Origin of the sequence: Syntrophus sp. (in: bacteria), from assembly GCF_040768185.1 — a bacterium.
In the GTDB taxonomy this organism is placed as follows: Bacteria; Desulfobacterota; Syntrophia; order Syntrophales; family Syntrophaceae; genus Syntrophus; species Syntrophus buswellii.
The window spans coordinates 161327-177824 of sequence record NZ_JAXGNC010000001.1 but is presented as its reverse complement, the minus strand read 5'-3'; the positions used below and the strand labels follow the sequence as shown (position 1 = coordinate 177824).

The 16498-nt window shown below is 54.1% G+C and carries 14 protein-coding genes and 1 tRNA gene; 11 read left to right on the top strand and 4 right to left on the bottom strand.

Annotated elements, in window-relative coordinates; translation table 11 throughout:
* Position 1 precedes the first annotated feature (1 nt).
* The gene (locus tag AB3175_RS00865; RefSeq protein WP_367359052.1) at positions 2–643 is read right to left on the bottom strand and encodes an adenylate kinase; all 642 of its coding nucleotides are present in this window, start codon (positions 641–643) and stop codon (positions 2–4) included.
* Positions 644–852: 209 nt separating this feature from the next.
* Here AB3175_RS00865 and AB3175_RS00860 point away from each other — a divergent pair, with 209 nt between their 5' ends.
* The 4 genes from AB3175_RS00860 to AB3175_RS00845 all read left to right on the top strand — a co-directional run bounded on the left by AB3175_RS00860 (position 853) and on the right by AB3175_RS00845 (position 4714).
* A complete protein-coding gene (locus AB3175_RS00860; protein WP_367359051.1) occupies positions 853–1266 on the top strand; it encodes a GNAT family N-acetyltransferase in 414 nt (137 codons plus the stop codon).
* A complete protein-coding gene (locus AB3175_RS00855) occupies positions 1263–2210 on the top strand; it encodes a DUF2156 domain-containing protein (protein WP_367359050.1) in 948 nt (315 codons plus the stop codon). Before AB3175_RS00860 ends, AB3175_RS00855 begins: the two co-directional genes overlap by 4 nt.
* A gap of 31 nt (positions 2211–2241) precedes the next feature.
* Complete coding sequence (locus AB3175_RS00850) at positions 2242–3582, top strand: YihY/virulence factor BrkB family protein (RefSeq protein WP_367359049.1); 1341 nt, start codon at positions 2242–2244, stop codon at positions 3580–3582.
* 112 nt (positions 3583–3694) lie between these two features.
* Complete coding sequence (locus AB3175_RS00845) at positions 3695–4714, top strand: endonuclease/exonuclease/phosphatase family protein (protein ID WP_367359048.1); 1020 nt, start codon at positions 3695–3697, stop codon at positions 4712–4714.
* Between the two features lie 83 nt (positions 4715–4797).
* Here the strand turns inward: AB3175_RS00845 and purB are convergent, their stop codons facing one another.
* Positions 4798–6111, bottom strand: a complete 1314-nt coding sequence (gene purB, locus AB3175_RS00840) for an adenylosuccinate lyase (protein ID WP_367359047.1) — start codon at positions 6109–6111, stop codon at positions 4798–4800.
* Between the two features lie 235 nt (positions 6112–6346).
* Positions 6347–6574, bottom strand: coding sequence for a hypothetical protein (locus AB3175_RS00835; RefSeq protein ID WP_367359046.1), 228 nt, complete (start codon positions 6572–6574; stop codon positions 6347–6349).
* Between the two features lie 213 nt (positions 6575–6787).
* On the opposite strand from AB3175_RS00835, the gene AB3175_RS00830 reads away from it, so the two are divergent.
* The 7 genes from AB3175_RS00830 (at position 6788) to AB3175_RS00800 (ending at position 15270) form a co-directional block, all read left to right on the top strand.
* Complete coding sequence (locus AB3175_RS00830) at positions 6788–8491, top strand: FG-GAP-like repeat-containing protein (protein ID WP_367359045.1); 1704 nt, start codon at positions 6788–6790, stop codon at positions 8489–8491.
* Positions 8492–8625: 134 nt separating this feature from the next.
* Positions 8626–8702: transfer RNA gene (locus tag AB3175_RS00825), tRNA-Met, on the top strand.
* A gap of 183 nt (positions 8703–8885) precedes the next feature.
* Positions 8886–9770 (top strand): CoA pyrophosphatase, encoded by an 885-nt coding sequence (locus tag AB3175_RS00820; protein WP_367359044.1) that lies wholly within the window; start codon positions 8886–8888, stop codon positions 9768–9770.
* Positions 9771–9859: 89 nt separating this feature from the next.
* Positions 9860–10513, top strand: a complete 654-nt coding sequence (locus AB3175_RS00815; RefSeq protein ID WP_367359043.1) for an HAD family hydrolase — start codon at positions 9860–9862, stop codon at positions 10511–10513.
* A 286-nt stretch (positions 10514–10799) separates the two neighbouring features.
* Positions 10800–12398 (top strand): citramalate synthase, encoded by a 1599-nt coding sequence (gene cimA / locus AB3175_RS00810; RefSeq protein ID WP_367359042.1) that lies wholly within the window; start codon positions 10800–10802, stop codon positions 12396–12398.
* A 236-nt stretch (positions 12399–12634) separates the two neighbouring features.
* Entirely contained in the window at positions 12635–13246 is a 612-nt protein-coding gene (locus AB3175_RS00805) for an L-threonylcarbamoyladenylate synthase (protein WP_367359041.1), read from the top strand.
* A gap of 122 nt (positions 13247–13368) precedes the next feature.
* Complete coding sequence (locus AB3175_RS00800; protein WP_367359040.1) at positions 13369–15270, top strand: ribonuclease E/G; 1902 nt, start codon at positions 13369–13371, stop codon at positions 15268–15270.
* Between the two features lie 140 nt (positions 15271–15410).
* On the opposite strand, the gene proC is transcribed toward AB3175_RS00800, so the two are convergent.
* Complete coding sequence (gene proC / locus AB3175_RS00795; RefSeq protein ID WP_367359039.1) at positions 15411–16229, bottom strand: pyrroline-5-carboxylate reductase; 819 nt, start codon at positions 16227–16229, stop codon at positions 15411–15413.
* Positions 16230–16498 lie beyond the last annotated feature (269 nt).

Sequence of the window (16498 nt, the reverse complement as noted above, 5' to 3'; positions counted from 1 at the left end):
CTCAGAGGGCCTTTTTAACCGCTTCCACCGTTTCGGCGCTGTTGACGGATGCAAAGGTCTTGAGCAGTCCTTCTTTCTCGTAGAATCCGATCAGGGGGGCTGTCTTTAAATTGTAGGTCTCCAGGCGGTTGAGAATGGCCTCCTCCGTTTCATCGTCCCGCTGGATCGTCATGCTTCCGCATTTTTTGCACGTGCCGTCGGGCAGAGGGGGGTTGCTCTTGATGTTGTAGATTTCCTGGCAATCCGGATTGGAGCAGGTCCTCCGGGTCGTCAGACGGTCCAGGATCACGTCCCGCGGGACTTCCAGGTTGACGACGAAATCCAGACGGATGTGAAGCTTCTCAAGAAGCGACTTCAGGGCCTCGGCCTGGGGTATCGTCCGGGGAAAACCATCCAGGATGAACCCTTTTTCGCAGTCCGGCTGCTGAAGGCGGACCTCCATCATCTGCATGATGAGCCCATCGGGAACCAGATCGCCCCGGTCCATGTACCCTTTCGCTTCCCGTCCCAGATCGGTGCCTTCCTTGACGGCTGCACGCAGGATATCCCCGGTGGAAATCTGAACGGATCCGTCATAATCGGTCAACAGTTTGGCCACCGTTCCCTTGCCGGCCCCCGGCGCTCCCAAAAGAATGATCTTCATGTCGAAATAACCTCCTTCGTGTTTTAATGACGACCGTTAAGGTCGATCGCAGGGTTGGGACTATAGGAAAAAACCCGCGCAGGGTCAAGGAAATAGAGGTCCGCGGAGGCATTAATTCTTGACTTACCCGGCGGACCTTTTCTATAGTTGACGGACTATGGCTGAAAGGAACAGGCTGAATTCCCCGAATTCGCCTTAGCCCGGCTCTCATGATTCGATATTCCTTCGTTGAAAATGCTGAAGCGGAGCTTTTAGATCAGGTCCTCGACCTGTACCGGATCGCCGGCTGGTGGCCCGAAGAGCCGAACCGGCTCCTGGCAGCCCGCATGATCTCGGGAAGCCATTTCTTTCTTGCCGCCATGGACGGTCAGCGCCTGGTGGGAATGGGCCGGGCTATCAGTGACCGCGCCAACGATGCCTACATTCAGGACCTGACGGTGCATCCCGATTATCGTCATCGCAGGATCGGCACCTGCCTGGTCAAAATGCTCCTGGCCCGCCTTCAGGCAGAGGGCCTCTCCTGGATCGGGCTGATCGCCGAACGGAATTCGTCTTCTTTTTATACCCCCTTCGGCTTTGAACCCATACCGGACTCAACCCCCATGCTATTCAAAAAATCATGATGTCATCGAAATCGTTCAAGCTGCTTTCCCTGGCGGATTTTCCTCGTCTGAAGCCGTTTTTTGAGTCCCTGAGGTTTCCCCTGGCGATTTATTCCCTGCCCTCCTTGATCGCCTGGAACAGCGAGGCCAATCCAACCCATTACCTCCTGGAGGAGGATCTTCTCCTCTTGAAAATGGGGGGGATGCTTCTCAGGGAGCCGGAACGCGATTGCCTGCTGCTGCCCCTTTCCCCCGCCCGGGACGTGACGCCGCCTGAACTGGAGGATATCGCCCGGCGCCATTGCATTCCCACGCTTTGCTTCGTTCCTGAAAATTATGTGGATCATTTCGGCGCTTCCACCGTGTTCGATCGGTTTTCCCTGACAGAACAGCCGGATTACAGCGATTACGTCTACAGGACAACGGATCTTGTCGAGCTCAGGGGGAACCGTTACCGGTCAAAGCGGAACCATATCTCGAAATTCCGCAAGATGTACGTGGAAACGGGCCGGGCAGCCGTCGAAGCCCTCTCGGCCGCCAATATTCCCGATGCCCTCATTTTTCTGGAGCGCTGGTGCGCGGAGAACAATCGCTGCCATCCGGAAGAGAACCCCAATCTCGCCCTGGAAAGCCAAGCCAGCCGCATTCTGTTGGAGTACCTGGAATTCCTGGAGGCCCAGGGGATCGCCGTCCGGATTGACGGAGAGATCCTCGCCTTTGGAATCGCCACGACCCTGACCGGTTCGATGAAGATTCTCAACGTTGAAAAGGCCGATGCGCACGTCAGGGGGCTTTACCAGTTTCTCGATCAGGAATGCGCCCGACATCTTTTTGGAGGGGTTGAGTTCATCAACAAGGAAAGTGACATGGGGGTCCCGGGACTTGCTTCCTCTAAAAAATCCTATGATCCGGTGAAACTGATCCGGTCCTACGAAATGTCGCTGCGGAACAGAGCAGGAATCTGACTCGAACGGGCGGGTCTTAGGGGAGGAGCTCATGAAACCTATCGGAACACGTCTTCTAAGGGGCGTCGAGTTTATCCGGCGCGATATTTGGAGAATACGAAGAATCCACCTTCCCCCGGGAAAATCCTTCTTTCTGAATCTCCTGAGGGTCCTGCTGCTCTCCGTTCGAGAATTTCTGGAGGACAAGTGCTACCTCCATGCGTCGGCCCTGACCTTTTATTCCCTGATCTCCATCGTCCCTGTTGCGGCCATGGCCTTCGGAATCGCCAAGGGGTTCGGATTCGAGAAGGTGCTGGAGGCTCAATTGCGGGAAAGACTGGCCGGCCATGAGGAAGTCCTCGCCAACGTCATTCAGTTTTCTCATTCTCTTCTGGAAAACACAAAGGGGGGATTGATCGCCGGGGTCGGCCTGCTTGTTCTCTTCTGGGCCGTCATCAAGATGCTCAAGCAGATTGAAGACTCCTTTAACGACATCTGGGGCATAAAAGAACGGCGGTCCATCAGCCGGATGTTCACCGATTATCTGGCCATCATGCTGATCGGCCCTGTCTTCGTTATCCTTTCCAGCAGCATGACCCTGTTTATCACGACCCAGGTAATCCTGATTCTGGAGACGTTCCCGTTCCCCGGATTTTTAAGCCCCCTGGTCTTCGTGCTGCTGAAGCTTCTGCCCTTCGGTCTTCTGTGGAGCTTTTTCACCTTTCTCTACATCTTCATGCCGAACACAAAGGTCCGCTTTTCTTCAGGCCTGCCGGCAGGCATTTTGGCGGGCACACTGTTTCAAATGCTCCAGTGGGTCTATTTCTCCTTTCAGATCGGCGTCGTTCAATACAATGCCATTTACGGAAGCTTTGCCGTTTTTCCCCTCTTCCTGATCTGGCTTCAGCTCAGCTGGCTGATTGTCCTTTACGGGGCGGAACTATCCTTTGCCTGCCAGAATGTGGATACCTACGAATTCGAGTCCGACGCCCTTCAGGCAAGCCACCGTGTCAAAACCCTTCTCGCTCTTCTGATCGCCTCTTCCCTGGTAAAAAACTTTGCCGCGGGGGGGCCCCCTTTGACGGCGCCGGAGATCTCGCGACGGCTCGAAATTCCAATTCGCTTTGTTCACGGCATCCTTTTTGAACTGGCTCAGGGCCATATCGTCGTTTCCGTATCGGGGGGCGATGCAGACGGGGAGGAGGCTTATCAGCCGGCTCTTGACATCAGAAGGCTGACGGTCCTATATGTCCTGGAGGCACTGGACCGCAGGGGTCTCAATACGCTCCCCTTCATCCATTCACCCGAATTTATGCGGTTGTCGGAAACCATGGAGCTCTTCGGTCAGACCCTTGAAAAGCTTCCGACCAACAGGCTATTGAAAGATGTATGATTTTCCGATCTCGTACCGAGGATTCCAGAAATGATGGGACATTTGGATTGCCCGCTTTCCAGGGTCGGCCGTCGCCTTTCCCGGCGCGGGGCCCTTGAAAGCAGCCTTTGTAGTGCGTTTTCTCAGCTTGATCTATGGGCTGATCCTGGCCGCCATCTCTTTTCTGAACTGGAAAGGTCCGGACTTCTTCTGGCTTGGCGCCTTGAATCTGTATCTTCCCCAGGTCTTCTGGACAGTGCCGGGAATCCTGCTGACCCTGTTGAGCTTGAAGGTCGACCGCTCATGGAGATGGATTCCGATCCTGTGCATCCTCTGGGTCCTTGGCCCCATCATGGGGTTCTGCTGGTCGCCGGACCGCCCCGAGCCGGCACCGGGGGACGCGACGTTGAGGATCATGACCTGGAACATCAAGTACAAGGCTCCAAAGAGCACCATTCTTCTTGACGAGATTACCCGCTGCAGCCCGGATGTCGTCCTCTTTCAGGACGCGTACCGTTCTCTGCGGGGGCCGCTGGGGAACTACTTCCGCAAATGGCACGTTTATACCTCGGAACAGTACGTTATTGCCAGCAGGCATCCCCTGTCCCACCTGGAGGTGATCGAGCTTCCCCTTGCCGGAAGGGGAAAGCAGCAGTTCCTTCGCTGCCGCGTTTATCTCGGCCCCCGGGTTGTATCCCTGTACAACATCCATTTTGTGACGCCCAGGCAGAGTCTCAATGCCATCAAGGCAACGAGGAAACGAATAGGAGACCTGCCCGAAGCCGGTTCAACCCTGGTCCGCAACGCAAAGATCCGCACCGCCCAGGCCGAAGCGGTGGCAAAATACCTCCGGGACGAACCGGGACCGGTCATCCTGGCCGGCGACCTGAACGCGCCTGATCCGTCCCGCGTCTGCGCGACGCTCCGGGAAGCCGGCCTGCACGATGCCTTTGCCGAAGGGGGAAAGGGTTACGGCTATACCTACGGACACTTCCTGCTGAAGGACAGATACCCCTGGCTTCGCGTCTCATGGATGCGGATCGATCACATCATGGCCAGTTCCGGTTTCACAGCGCGGCGCTGCTGGACCGGAACCGGAAGGGCATCCGACCATCGTCCGGTTATCGCCGATCTGATCTTGAAAAGCCTCTGATTCGTTTCAGGAATGTGCCCCCTTTCAATACCCGTCTGCCCTTGCCCGCCGGGGATCGAAGGCTCTGCGTCTCCTTTTGAGCCTCAGCCGGAAACCGACGGCTTCCCACCAAAAACCCTCTGGAAAATGAAGTCCACATGCTTCAGGAAGTTTTCAATACGGAAGACATCCTTCAATTCCCCTTCCGAAAGGTACGAACGGACCTCATCGTCCTGCATCAGCAGCTGCTGAAAGGAAATCCCTTCCTGCCAGGCCTTCATCGCGTTCTTCTGGACGAGGGCGTAGCCCTGTTCACGGCTCATTCCTTTATCAATGAGGGAAAGAAGGACCATCTGGGAAAAAATCACGCCATGGGTCCTGTTCAGGTTGTCAAGCATCCGTTCCGGATAGACGACCAGCTTATCCACCAGACCCGTAAAGCGTCCCAGCATGAAGTCCATCAGGATGGTGGCATCGGGGCCGATCACCCTCTCCACGGAGGAATGGCTGATGTCACGTTCATGCCACAGAGGGATATCTTCAAGGGCCGCCAGCGAATAGGAGCGCATCAGACGCGCCAGACCGGAGAGATTCTCCGAAAGGACGGGATTACGCTTATGGGGCATCGCCGAGGAGCCTTTTTGACCCGGCGAAAAATACTCTTCGGCCTCCCGCACCTCTGTCCTCTGAAGCAAACGAATCTCCTGGGAATATTTGTCTATGGAGGAGGCAATGATGGCCAGGACCGCGAAGAATTCGGCATGCCGGTCGCGCTGCACAATCTGTGAAGAGATGGGAGCCGGTGTCAGCCCGAGGCGACGGCATACATAAGCCTCCACCTCGGGATCGATAAAAGAGAAGGTTCCTACGGCCCCGGATATCTTGCCGGCACTGACCGCTTCCCTGGCTCGAACAAGACGTTCCCGGTTGCGGATCATTTCCGCATACCAGAGCGCCATTTTGAGGCCGAAGGTAATCGGCTCGGCGTGTATGCCGTGCGAACGGCCGATCATGACGGTGTCCTTATGCTGGAAGGCCTTCCTCTTGAGAGTCTCCAGGAGCTGATCCATATCTTCGATCAGGATATCCGAGGCCTGCTTCAGCAAAACGGCAAAAGAGGTGTCCAGGACGTCGGACGAGGTCATTCCCATGTGAATAAACCGGCCATCCTCCCCGACTTTTTCCGTCACGGAGGTCAAAAAGGCGATCACGTCATGCTTCGTTGTTTTCTCGATCTCGTCAATTCTGTCACTATCAAAAGCGGCCCTGCTCTTGATATGTTCAAGAGAGTCCGGGGGGATCAGGCCCAGTTGAGACATGGCTTCGCAGGCGAGAATTTCAATATCCAGCCAGGTCTGGTACCTGTTTTCCGGTGTCCAGATGGCAGTCATTCGATCTCTGGAATATCGCGGGATCAATATGCTTCTCCTTGTCTTTATTTTTTTATGTTAACAAAATTTCGGTCCCTCTCATAAACTAAAATAATCCAAAAAGGAATTAAAAAACTATCCATCCCCAAATAAATATATTATAGGAACGGCTCTTTGCGAATAATAAATGACGGGGTTTGCACTTTACAATCCGCCCGTTCGTCTCTAAGGACATGACCGTTAACAACATCGGCTTCCTCTCGATCTGATGGACAAAACGCTTCTAAAAAAATTTCTCCGGCATTCCCTGGGATGGTCCTTTATCCTGCTTGGAATTCTGGGTTGCTTTCTTCCGATTCTGCAGGGGGTCCTCTTTCTCTTTGTCGGCTCGCTCATCCTTGCGCCCGAAGTCCCTTTTTTCCATCGACAGCTCGGCAGATTCCGCACCCGCCATCCACAGATTTTTTTTAACGCCCGTCTGCTCATTCGCCGCGTTAAACGGTTCTTTCACCGGCGCCGCCCGCCACTGTAGCCATGTGACACTGAAGGATCCCGGCTGGAAATGAGCCCTGTGTCGGGGCAGTGGATGGGCATTCAAAATCCCTCAGCCTTTGTGAGAACTTGGAATAAGGGTTGAATTTTGTTGCATCTGCCGGATGAAGATGTTAGGAGCGTGGTGTATGTTGAATAGCAATGCGATGACCATCTGGTGGAGGTTCCTTCCATGAAAAAGATTTTGCAGCTGCTGGTACTTGTTTTCTTGACAGCCATGGCCTTGCCGCTGGGGGCGAAGGATAGAGCAACGGTGGCCGTCGTGCCCTTTACCGTCCACAGTGCCGATAACATCGACTATGTAAGGCAGGGCATCTCGGATATGCTGGCGTCCCGCATCGCTGCCGATGGGAAAATCACCGTACTCGGCAAAGAGCTGATCCATGAAGCCATCAAGGACAAAGCCGGGAAGGACCTGACCTTGACAGATGTGACCGCCCTGGGGAAAAAATTGAACGCCGATTATGTCGTCTCGGGAAGCATCACAAAAATTGGAAACAGTCTGAGCATCGACGGAAAGCTCGTTGATACCGCCACCTCCAAATCCTCCGTCGGTATCTTCGCCCAGACCCAGGGCATGGATGAAGTCATTCCCAGGATTAACGATTTCGCCCAGCGCATTGTGCAGCAGATTTCAGGGGCCGCGCCTTCAGGCTCCTCCCCTCCAGCCGTTGCGGCCCCTGCGCCGCCGACCTCACCTGCCGCCCCTGCCAGGCAGCTCCGCGGCGACCGTGAGTCCGGGATTGTCAGCGGCATGAAAAGCAGCAGGAAGGGAACGTTCACCTCCATTATCAACCCCGATTTCATCGAAGGTGCCCAACCTCTGGATCGAAAGGGATTCTGGATCAGCCAGAAGTACCCCGTTGAATTTCGAGGAATCTCCATTGGAGACGTAAACGGTGATAAACTGCAGGAGGTCGCCGTCGTTGATCGCAGCAACCTGTATATCTACCAGAAGAAAGACAAGGATTTCAATCTTCTCCATAAGATTCCAGGATCCATCCAGGACAGCTACATCGCGGTGGACGTGGCGGACATCAATCAGAACGGCGTTGCGGAAATTTTTGTGACCAGCGTCAAGGAAAAGCAGCTCAACAGCTTTGTCGTTGAATGGAAAGAGGGCAAATATCAAGTCATAGCCAAAAATCTGAGGCTGTTTTTAAGGGTGATCGAGCCTTCCGTCTCCTCCCCTCAACTCCTCGGTCAAGCCTGGGGTCTGGATGGAACGTTCAATACGCCCATACATGATATTATCTGGGACGGGACTCAGTACAAACCGGGAAACAGGATGAAAATTCCCCAGGGCTTATCGGTGTATGGATTGACCCTGGATGATATGGGGATGGGTGGGGGTGAAAAGATCATTGCCCTTGACGACTACGACTATATCCGGATCTATCAGCAAACGGACAAGCCGCTGTCAAAACTCAACGTTTTCGGAGGAAGCGACGAGCTGCTTTGGAAGAGCGACGATGTCTTCGGTGGAAGCAATACCTACGTCGAGGACATCAACAACCCGAATCCCCTGGATGACGTGAAACGGACCTACATCAACCTGCGGATCCTGACCTACGACATCAACAAGGATGGGAAAAAGGAGATTATCCTGGTCAAAAATCTCTCTTCGGTCGGCCGGGTTTTGCAAAACATGAAGCTTTTCACCTCCAGTGAAGTCTACAACCTGGAATGGGACGGTCTCGGTCTTCTTGAAAACTGGAGAACGAGAAAGATCAACGGGTATGTGTGTGACTACGCCTTCAAGGATATCGACAATGACGGCCAGAACGAGATTGTTCTAGCCATGGTTTTATCCACGGGGGTTTCCGTTCAAAATCGAAGCGCCCTGGTCGCCTATAAATTATCAACCCCGCAATAAGGGGGTTGACAACGGCAAACAGGTAGTATATGGAGGTTCTTCCCAAAGTATAACGGCACAATACAGTCGAGAGATCATTTTTTTGAGAGGATATCCGCAGAGTATTTTATAAGCGGTTCCTTAAGAGAGTACGAGGCGGTGTAGCTCAGGTGGTCAGAGCATGCGGCTCATATCCGCAGTGTCCGGGGTCCGAATCCCTGCACCGCCACCAAAACAAAAAAACCCGGTCGGAAAACCGGGTTTTTTTATGATCCATATCCTTTCCGGATCATCGACGCTCAACAAGACAAGACAGGACCGCCGCAGTCGTCAACAGCCCTGCATCGCCGGGGGCGTGCAGGTCGTCTGCCGGACAGAGCGCCTTTTTCAAGATCCCCCGCATCACGGAAACAACATGAATGCTGTCAGAAATGAAATCGCTCCCGCTCTTTTGCAGCAGCGGGCTTCCCTTCGTTGCCGCATCGAAGAGAAGCTGGGAAATGCCCCCCTGGATTACGCAGATCAATTTTCATATATCAAGAAGACCTGGAAGGAGCACAAGAAGCATCTCGCCGCCGGCGTGTTTCTCCTCCTCGAGTACCGGGGCGGGCCCGAACGGGCAGAGGATGCGGAACCCCTCATCGTTCTGATCAAACGTTCTTCAACGGTGTCGCAATCGGGAGATATCAGCTGTCCCGGAGGAATGTTGAACCCCCTGTTCGATTCCCTGGTCAGCTGTTTTCTCACAGTGGGAGTTCCTCCTATGCTAAGGGGAGAGGCTTTGAAGTTCGCTCGCCGGAGAGACAAGCGCACATTTCGTGCGATACGCCTGTTTCTGGCCAATGCGGCCAGGGAGTCCTGGGAGGAGATCGGTTTGAGCCCTTTCAATGTCTCCTTTCTGGGTGCGTTGCCGACCTATTCCCTGCGTCTTTTCCGAAGGACCATTTTCCCCGTGGTCGGACTTATAAAACATTCCTGGCAATACAAATCCAACTCCGAAGTTGAAAAGATCATAGAAATACCGTTAAATGCCTTCTTCAATCCAGGCAATTACGGCCGTTTTTACTTCCAGTCCGATCGTTCATGGCAGAAAAGCGATGAATATCCAGACTATTTTCCCTGCCTGATCCTCAGGCAGGAGGATGATACGGAAGAAATTCTATGGGGAGCCACCTTCAATATCGTTACGAACTTTTTGCGTATCGTGTTCGAGTCACCCCTGCCCATGTTCCATGAAAACACCAGGTACGTCAGCAAAATCTTTCCGCCTAACTACCTGAAGGGGAATACCAGGGAATAGCGGAGGGGCGTTCATCCCGACCAGGGGAAACGGGGTCTTTTTTTTGCAGAAGGGAATTTCTCTGCAATTTCCAGAGGAACACAAAGAAGATGAACATGTTTAAAGCCTTTGTTTTCGATTTTGACGGGACGCTTGCCGAGCTGAACATCGACTTTACGTTCATGAAAGAAAGCATCATTTCCCTTGCAAAGGGGTACGGAGTCGCACATGAATCCCTGGGGAACCTGCTGATCCTGGAGTTGATCGATGCGGTCCGGGAAGAGATTTCCAGGGAAGCCCCGTCCAGGTCCGCGGTCTTTTACCGGGAGGCGCATCACCTGATCGAGGAGATTGAACTGGAGGCCGCCCGCAGAAGCGTTTTACTGAGCGGAACGCTGTCTCTTCTGTCTACATTGAAAAAACAGGGCCGTTCAATCGGAATCATCACCAGAAACTGCCATGCCGCCCTGACCCTCGTTTTCCCGCAGATTGAAGACTATTGCGATGTTCTTCTCAGCAGGGACCACACCGAAAAGGTCAAGCCTCACCCGGATCATCTTCTGAGAACCCTTCGCCTTCTGGATACGGCACCGGACCGGGCGGTCATGGTCGGGGATCATCCCCTGGACATAGGCCTGGGCCGCAGGGTGGGGACCTACACGATCGGCGTTCTGACGGGAAACTCGTCCGCCGACGCTCTGGCCGCGTCCGGCGCCCACCGGGTTCTCAACTGTGCCGTCGACATTCTTGACTTCATAAGCTGAACTTTCAGCCGCTAAAATTATCTATTGACAAACATTTTGAAACTCAGTAATAAAAATCTCATAGAAAAGAAAATGATGTTCAGAAGACAGAATGGACGAAGGCTTTTAGAAATGACAATCCTCACCCCCAATATCCGCATCGCCATAATTATCGGCATAATTAGACCCGATCGTGATCGGGGCCTGATAGGGGGGTAGTCTTTTTCTGTATAGAATCGAAAAATCCGTTATCAGGTCGAACTGATAACGGATTTTTTTTTGCCGGAACTCAAGGAGAGCAAAAAAGATGACACAGCCAACAGACGTATTAATCTACGACACCACCCTCAGGGACGGAACGCAGGGGGAACGCGTCAATTTCTCCGCAGAAGAGAAGCTTCGGATCGCCCAGAAACTCGACGAGCTGGGATTCCACTATATCGAAGGAGGATGGCCTGGCTCCAACCCCAAGGACATGAGGTTTTTTGATCTTGCAAAGCGAATCCCTTTCAAGAACACCCGCTTGACGGCTTTTGGCAGCACCAGACGGCCCAATATCCGCGTCGAAGACTGTGAAAATATCCGGACTCTTCTTGCGGCGGAGACGCCCGCCGTTACGATCTTCGGAAAATCCTGGGATCTTCATGTCACCGATGTACTGGTCATTCCTCTGGAGGAAAACCTTTCAATGATCCGGGATTCGGTCGCGTATCTGAAGGCGAACGGCAAGGAAGTCATTTATGATGCGGAACACTTCTTCGACGGCTACAAAAAAAACAGGGACTACGCCCTCTTGAGCCTCGACACGGCCTGGAAGGCGGGAGCCGACTTTCTCGTCCTCTGCGACACCAACGGCGGCACCCTTCCCCATGAACTGACTGAAATCGTGGCTCACATCCGGAAGATCCTGCCTGAGGCTCCCCTGGGGATCCATGTCCACAACGATGGAGATCTCGCGGTAGCAAACTCCATTGCCGCCGTTCATGCCGGAGCGACCATGGTTCAGGGCACCATAAACGGCTACGGTGAGAGGTGCGGCAACGCCGACCTGATTCCCATCATTGCCAATGTCCAGATTAAAATGAACCGGCGGTGCCTGCCTGACTCCTCGGTCCGGCAGCTGACGAACCTGTCTCATTACATCAGCGACGTGGCCAACATTCCGCCGCAGAATTCAAGGCCCTTCGTCGGCCGCAGCGCCTTCACCCACAAGGGAGGCGTCCATGTAAGCGCCATTCTGAAGAATTCTGCAGCGTATGAACACATCAAACCGGAGCTGGTGGGCAACCAGCAGCGCGTCCTCGTCTCCGACCTCTCCGGTAAGAGCAACATCGAGTACAAAGCCAGGGAGCTCGGGATCAGCCTGGGAACCAAGGACGCCATCAGCACAAAGATCGTCAAGAAGATCAAGATCATGGAAGATGAAGGCTATCAATTCGACGCTGCGGACGGATCGTTGTCTCTGCTGATGAAAAAGATCACCGGCGAATTCAAGGAGCCCTTCGTGCTGGAATGCTTCAATGTCATCAACTCCAAAACGGAAAACAATCCTTCCTTGACGCAGGCCACCATAAAGATCGTCGTGGGCGATGAGGTGGAGTTGACCGCCGCCGAGGGCAACGGGCCGGTCAATGCCCTGGACAACGCCCTGCGCAAGGCCCTGGTCAAATTCTATCCCCAGATCAGCGAAGTTCACCTGGTGGATTTCAAGGTCCGGACCCTCGAAGGCGCCGACGGAACCGCGGCCAAGGTCAGAGTTCTCCTTGATTCAAGGGACGACGAGGAGGTCTGGAGCACCATCGGAGTTTCCACCAACGTCATTGAAGCAAGTTGGCACGCCCTTGTGGACAGCATTCAGTACAAACTCTGCAAGGATAACGTCAACAAGCACCATACAAAGGAATGAGGCCGCATCAAAACGGCTTCTTCCCCGCCAGGCACCTGCCCCGAGGCGGCACCAGCACCCCTTGTCTTTCCTGAAATTCTGCAGGGTGACAAGGGGTTGTTTTATTTCACCCTGCCACGCGACCGATCCACAAAGTTTTATTTCAACAGCACTCCGTAATATTGATATATTCATTATTTTATGTTATTAATCCAAGTTAATGAAATTATATCCGTGACACTGAAAGCACCTTCTCTATGCTGTTATCAATAAACAGTCAGAACCCCCAGGCCCGACTGATCAAGAAAGCTTCCGAAATCCTGCAGAACGGAGGGCTTGTCATTTATCCAACGGATACGGTTTACGGTCTCGGATGCAGTCTCTTCAATAAAAGAGGGATTGAAAAGATATACGAAATAAAAAAAAGAAGCAAAAAGCAGCAGCTCAGTTTCATCTGCTCCAACCTCAAGGACATCAGCCAATACGCCCAGGTGACCGATTTCGCTTATAAAACCATGAAGCGTTATCTCCCCGGGCCCTACACCTTCATTCTCAAGGCTTCAAGGCTCGTTCCGAAAATCATTCTGCCAAAGAAACAAACAACGGGAATTCGAATACCGGACAATCGGATCTGCATGGCCCTGGTGGCTGAGCTGGGGCAACCCATCATCAGCACGAGCGTCAAAGCGGATGACGATTCCTATCTGAATGATCCTGAAGAAATTGAAAAGATGTTCAAAAACCGAGTGGACATTACGATTCATGGGGGCATCATCTCGCCTGAACCCTCCACGGTCATCAGCCTGATCGACGATACCGTGGAAGTTCTGAGAGAGGGCAAGGGAGATGTTTCCGAATTTACCTATTGACATTCCCACAGGCCGAACCAAGGCGGCCAGGAATAATAAAAGACGCCGGAAGGAAAGCCCGGGAACAAAAGTCCGGGCTGCAGTCCGCAGGAGCGGATGCCTGACGCAATAAAAGGAATCTTATGAAACATATCATGTTGATCAACGCTGTTCATCAGGAACAGAAACGCATGGCCATCGTTGAAGACGGCAAACTTGTGGAATTTAACATCCAGATGTCCCTGCGGGAACCCATTACAGGAAATATTTACAAGGCCATCGTCCTGAAGGTTGAGCGTGGCCTGCAGGCCGCCTTCGTCAATTTCGGCGTCGGCAAGGACGGGTTTCTCCCCCTGCGCGATGTCAGTCCGGAATACTTTACCGAAAAGAAAGATAATGGCCGGGACGGTTCCGGTTCCCGGAGCGCATTAAAAACCGGGCAGGAAGTCATCGTCCAGGTGGCCCGCGAAGTCAGCGGGCGGAAGGGAGCTCTGCTCACTACGTACCTGTCCCTTCCGGGACGCTATCTTGTCCTTCTGCCCAACAAGCACAGCAGCGGAATCTCCCGGAAAATCGAGGACGAAGAAGACCGGAAACAGTTAAAGACCCTTGTGGAGCAGATTAAAATCGATGAGGGAATGGGCTTTATCGTTCGCACCGCAGGGATCAGCCGGACCAAGCAGGAGCTGTCCCGCGATTATCAGCACCTGCTGAGACTCTGGAAGGAAATCAAGAAACGGGCGGAAACAGAGCCGGCACCGTCACTGATCTATCAGGAAAGCGATTTCGGTGTGCGCAGTCTCAGGGATTACTTCACTTCAGAAATTGAAGAAATCCAGGTGGACGATATCGACACCTATCGCAAGATGAGGGCCTACTGCAAGACCGTCGTCCCCCGGAATCTCAGGATGATCAAGCAGTACAAGGAAAGGTTGCCCATTTTCGGCCGCTACAACCTCGAGGAGCAGATCCGGGAAATCTACCAGGAACGGGTGGAGCTCAAATCCGGCGGATCCATCGTCATCTGTCCGACGGAAGCGATGATCACCATCGACGTCAATTCCGGAAGGGCCTCCAACAAAAAGAATGTGGAAGACACGGCCTTCAAGACCAACCTTGAAGCCGCCGAGGAAATCGCCCGGCAGCTTCGGCTGAGGGATCTTGGAGGGTTGATTGCCATCGATTTCATTGACATGATGGACAGGAAACACGAGGCTGAGGTGGAAAAAACCTTCAAGAAGGCCCTCACCCTTGACCGCGCCCGCATTCAGCTGTCCCGAATTTCGAAATTCGGGATTCTTGAACTTTCACGTCAGAAGAAGCATTCCACAATCCAGGAAATCAGCTACACCTCCTGCCCTTTCTGCAGCGGTCGAGGCGCGCGCCCCTCTCTCGAATACACGGCTCTAAGCGCCTTCCGAAAGATTGAAACGGACGCGGCCAAGGAAAAAGCCAGCGCCCTGAAGATATGCGTTCCCCACGAAATCGCCGACTACCTGCTCAACCAGAAGCGCAGCGACATTCAGAGGATCGAAGGCATGTACGATCTCTCCATTCACGTATCGGGAAAAGCGGACATGGTCTGGGACCACGCGATCATTACATCTGTTCCCCGAGAAGCGGTCACAGATTTGTCCGATCTGAACGGAGAGGGCAAGATGGTCCTGTCGTCTGAAATGCCTTTCGCCAGGGAAAGCGACCTTGCCGCTCTTGAAATCCCTGAAGAACAGCCACAGAGCGCCCCGGAAGCCGACACTTCGGAGGAGCGCTCCGCTGCCGCCGAACCGGCCAAGAAGAAGAGCCGGCGTCGTCCGCGCCGTCGACGTAGAAAACCGGAAGAGAAGACCGAGATCGCCCTGTCGGGTTCCCAACAGGGCAACCCGGATGAGGTTCTTACGGAAGAGGGGGCAGACATCAAAGAAGGCATCGGCATTCCTCCCCAGCCCATCGCCGAGCCCATCGAAACCGGCCCTTCGGATCCGCCGCGCGCGCGGGAGAGCGAGAGCGAACATCACGATGTTGCCGAAAAGGAACCGTCCGCTTAATTGCGGCATCCTTTTCCATACGGGTGCAGGGGCGTTTCGCCCGGACAGTGGACCTGCCGAAGCTTCCGGGAAAGACGACGCCTTTCTTCCATTAACGGTGTGACCCGTTGAATGGAAGGCGACTGCGCCTCACCAGTTCCTTACTCGTCCCCGGCCAGGGCTCTGGATCGAAGGGCAGCCTTTTCAACAGCCGACATCAGCGTTGCTCTCACTCGGCCTTCTTCCAGGGCCTTTAACCCGGCGATGGTCGTTCCGCCCGGAGAGGTGACCATATCCTTGAGCTCTCCCGGATGTCGACCGGTTTCGAGACAGAGCTTTGCCGACCCGAGAAGGGTCTGCGCTGCCAGTTTTAGAGCGATGTCCCGCGGCAGCCCCAGAAACACGCCGGCATCGGCCAATGCTTCCAGCATGACGAACACATAACCTGGACCGCTGCCGCTGAGACCCGTGACGGCATCCATATGATTTTCAGAAATGGTCACGGTCAACCCCACAGACTGAAAGACCCGGTCAGCCGTTTCAAGGTCCTTCTCCGTGGCGTGAGAACCCGCAGCGAGGGCCGTCATTCCTTCCCCGACCAGAGCCGGCGTATTGGGCATGGCCCGCACGACCCGCACCGGCCCGGAGAGTCGTTTTTCAATCGCCCTCGTGGAGACGCCCGCGGCAATTGAAATAATCAATTGACCCGGATGGGCGTCGCTTGAAATCTCGTCCAGAAGAGCCGGCAGATTCTGGGGCTTAACCGCCAGGACCAGGATATCCACCTCCCGGACAAGCTCGCGGTTTGCCGCCGGAACGACCAGGGGATAGGCCTTGGATATTTCCTCAAGACGCTCCTTGACGGTATCCGCAACACGAATCTGCGCTGAAGACACCGGATAGCGACCGAGAATTCCTTTCAGCAGAATCGTTCCCATCTTTCCGCAACCGATCATCCCGATTTTCTTATCTTCCAACATGCCTCTGATCTTCCTCCTTCCTCTCCTTTCACCGCCTATCCCGCATGGCGGCGCTCGTCCCGGCACCCCGGCTGGGGCAAGAGCACCGCACGTCAACAGGCGGTGCGGATTCGCAATCTCCGCCACGCCGCAGGCACTTCAACGTCCTGTCGGCGGGCATTCCCGTGGCCGTTTCCCGGCGGGTTCGACGATGGCCTATTTTCCCGAAGCTGTCAACCATGAAATCGCTTCGAGGCAAGAAAACGTTTCCTTTGCACTCTGACCGTCTT

Coding starts and splice junctions, on each gene's coding strand:
- AB3175_RS00865 (WP_367359052.1), bottom strand. CDS start 643: ATGAAGATCATTCTTTTGGGAGCGCCGGGGGCCGGCAAGGGAACGGTG.
- AB3175_RS00860 (WP_367359051.1), top strand. CDS start 853: ATGATTCGATATTCCTTCGTTGAAAATGCTGAAGCGGAGCTTTTAGAT.
- AB3175_RS00855 (WP_367359050.1), top strand. CDS start 1,263: ATGATGTCATCGAAATCGTTCAAGCTGCTTTCCCTGGCGGATTTTCCT.
- AB3175_RS00850 (WP_367359049.1), top strand. CDS start 2,242: ATGAAACCTATCGGAACACGTCTTCTAAGGGGCGTCGAGTTTATCCGG.
- AB3175_RS00830 (WP_367359045.1), top strand. CDS start 6,788: ATGAAAAAGATTTTGCAGCTGCTGGTACTTGTTTTCTTGACAGCCATG.
- AB3175_RS00820 (WP_367359044.1), top strand. CDS start 8,886: ATGAATGCTGTCAGAAATGAAATCGCTCCCGCTCTTTTGCAGCAGCGG.
- AB3175_RS00815 (WP_367359043.1), top strand. CDS start 9,860: ATGAACATGTTTAAAGCCTTTGTTTTCGATTTTGACGGGACGCTTGCC.
- cimA (WP_367359042.1), top strand. CDS start 10,800: ATGACACAGCCAACAGACGTATTAATCTACGACACCACCCTCAGGGAC.
- AB3175_RS00805 (WP_367359041.1), top strand. CDS start 12,635: ATGCTGTTATCAATAAACAGTCAGAACCCCCAGGCCCGACTGATCAAG.
- AB3175_RS00800 (WP_367359040.1), top strand. CDS start 13,369: ATGAAACATATCATGTTGATCAACGCTGTTCATCAGGAACAGAAACGC.
- proC (WP_367359039.1), bottom strand. CDS start 16,229: ATGTTGGAAGATAAGAAAATCGGGATGATCGGTTGCGGAAAGATGGGA.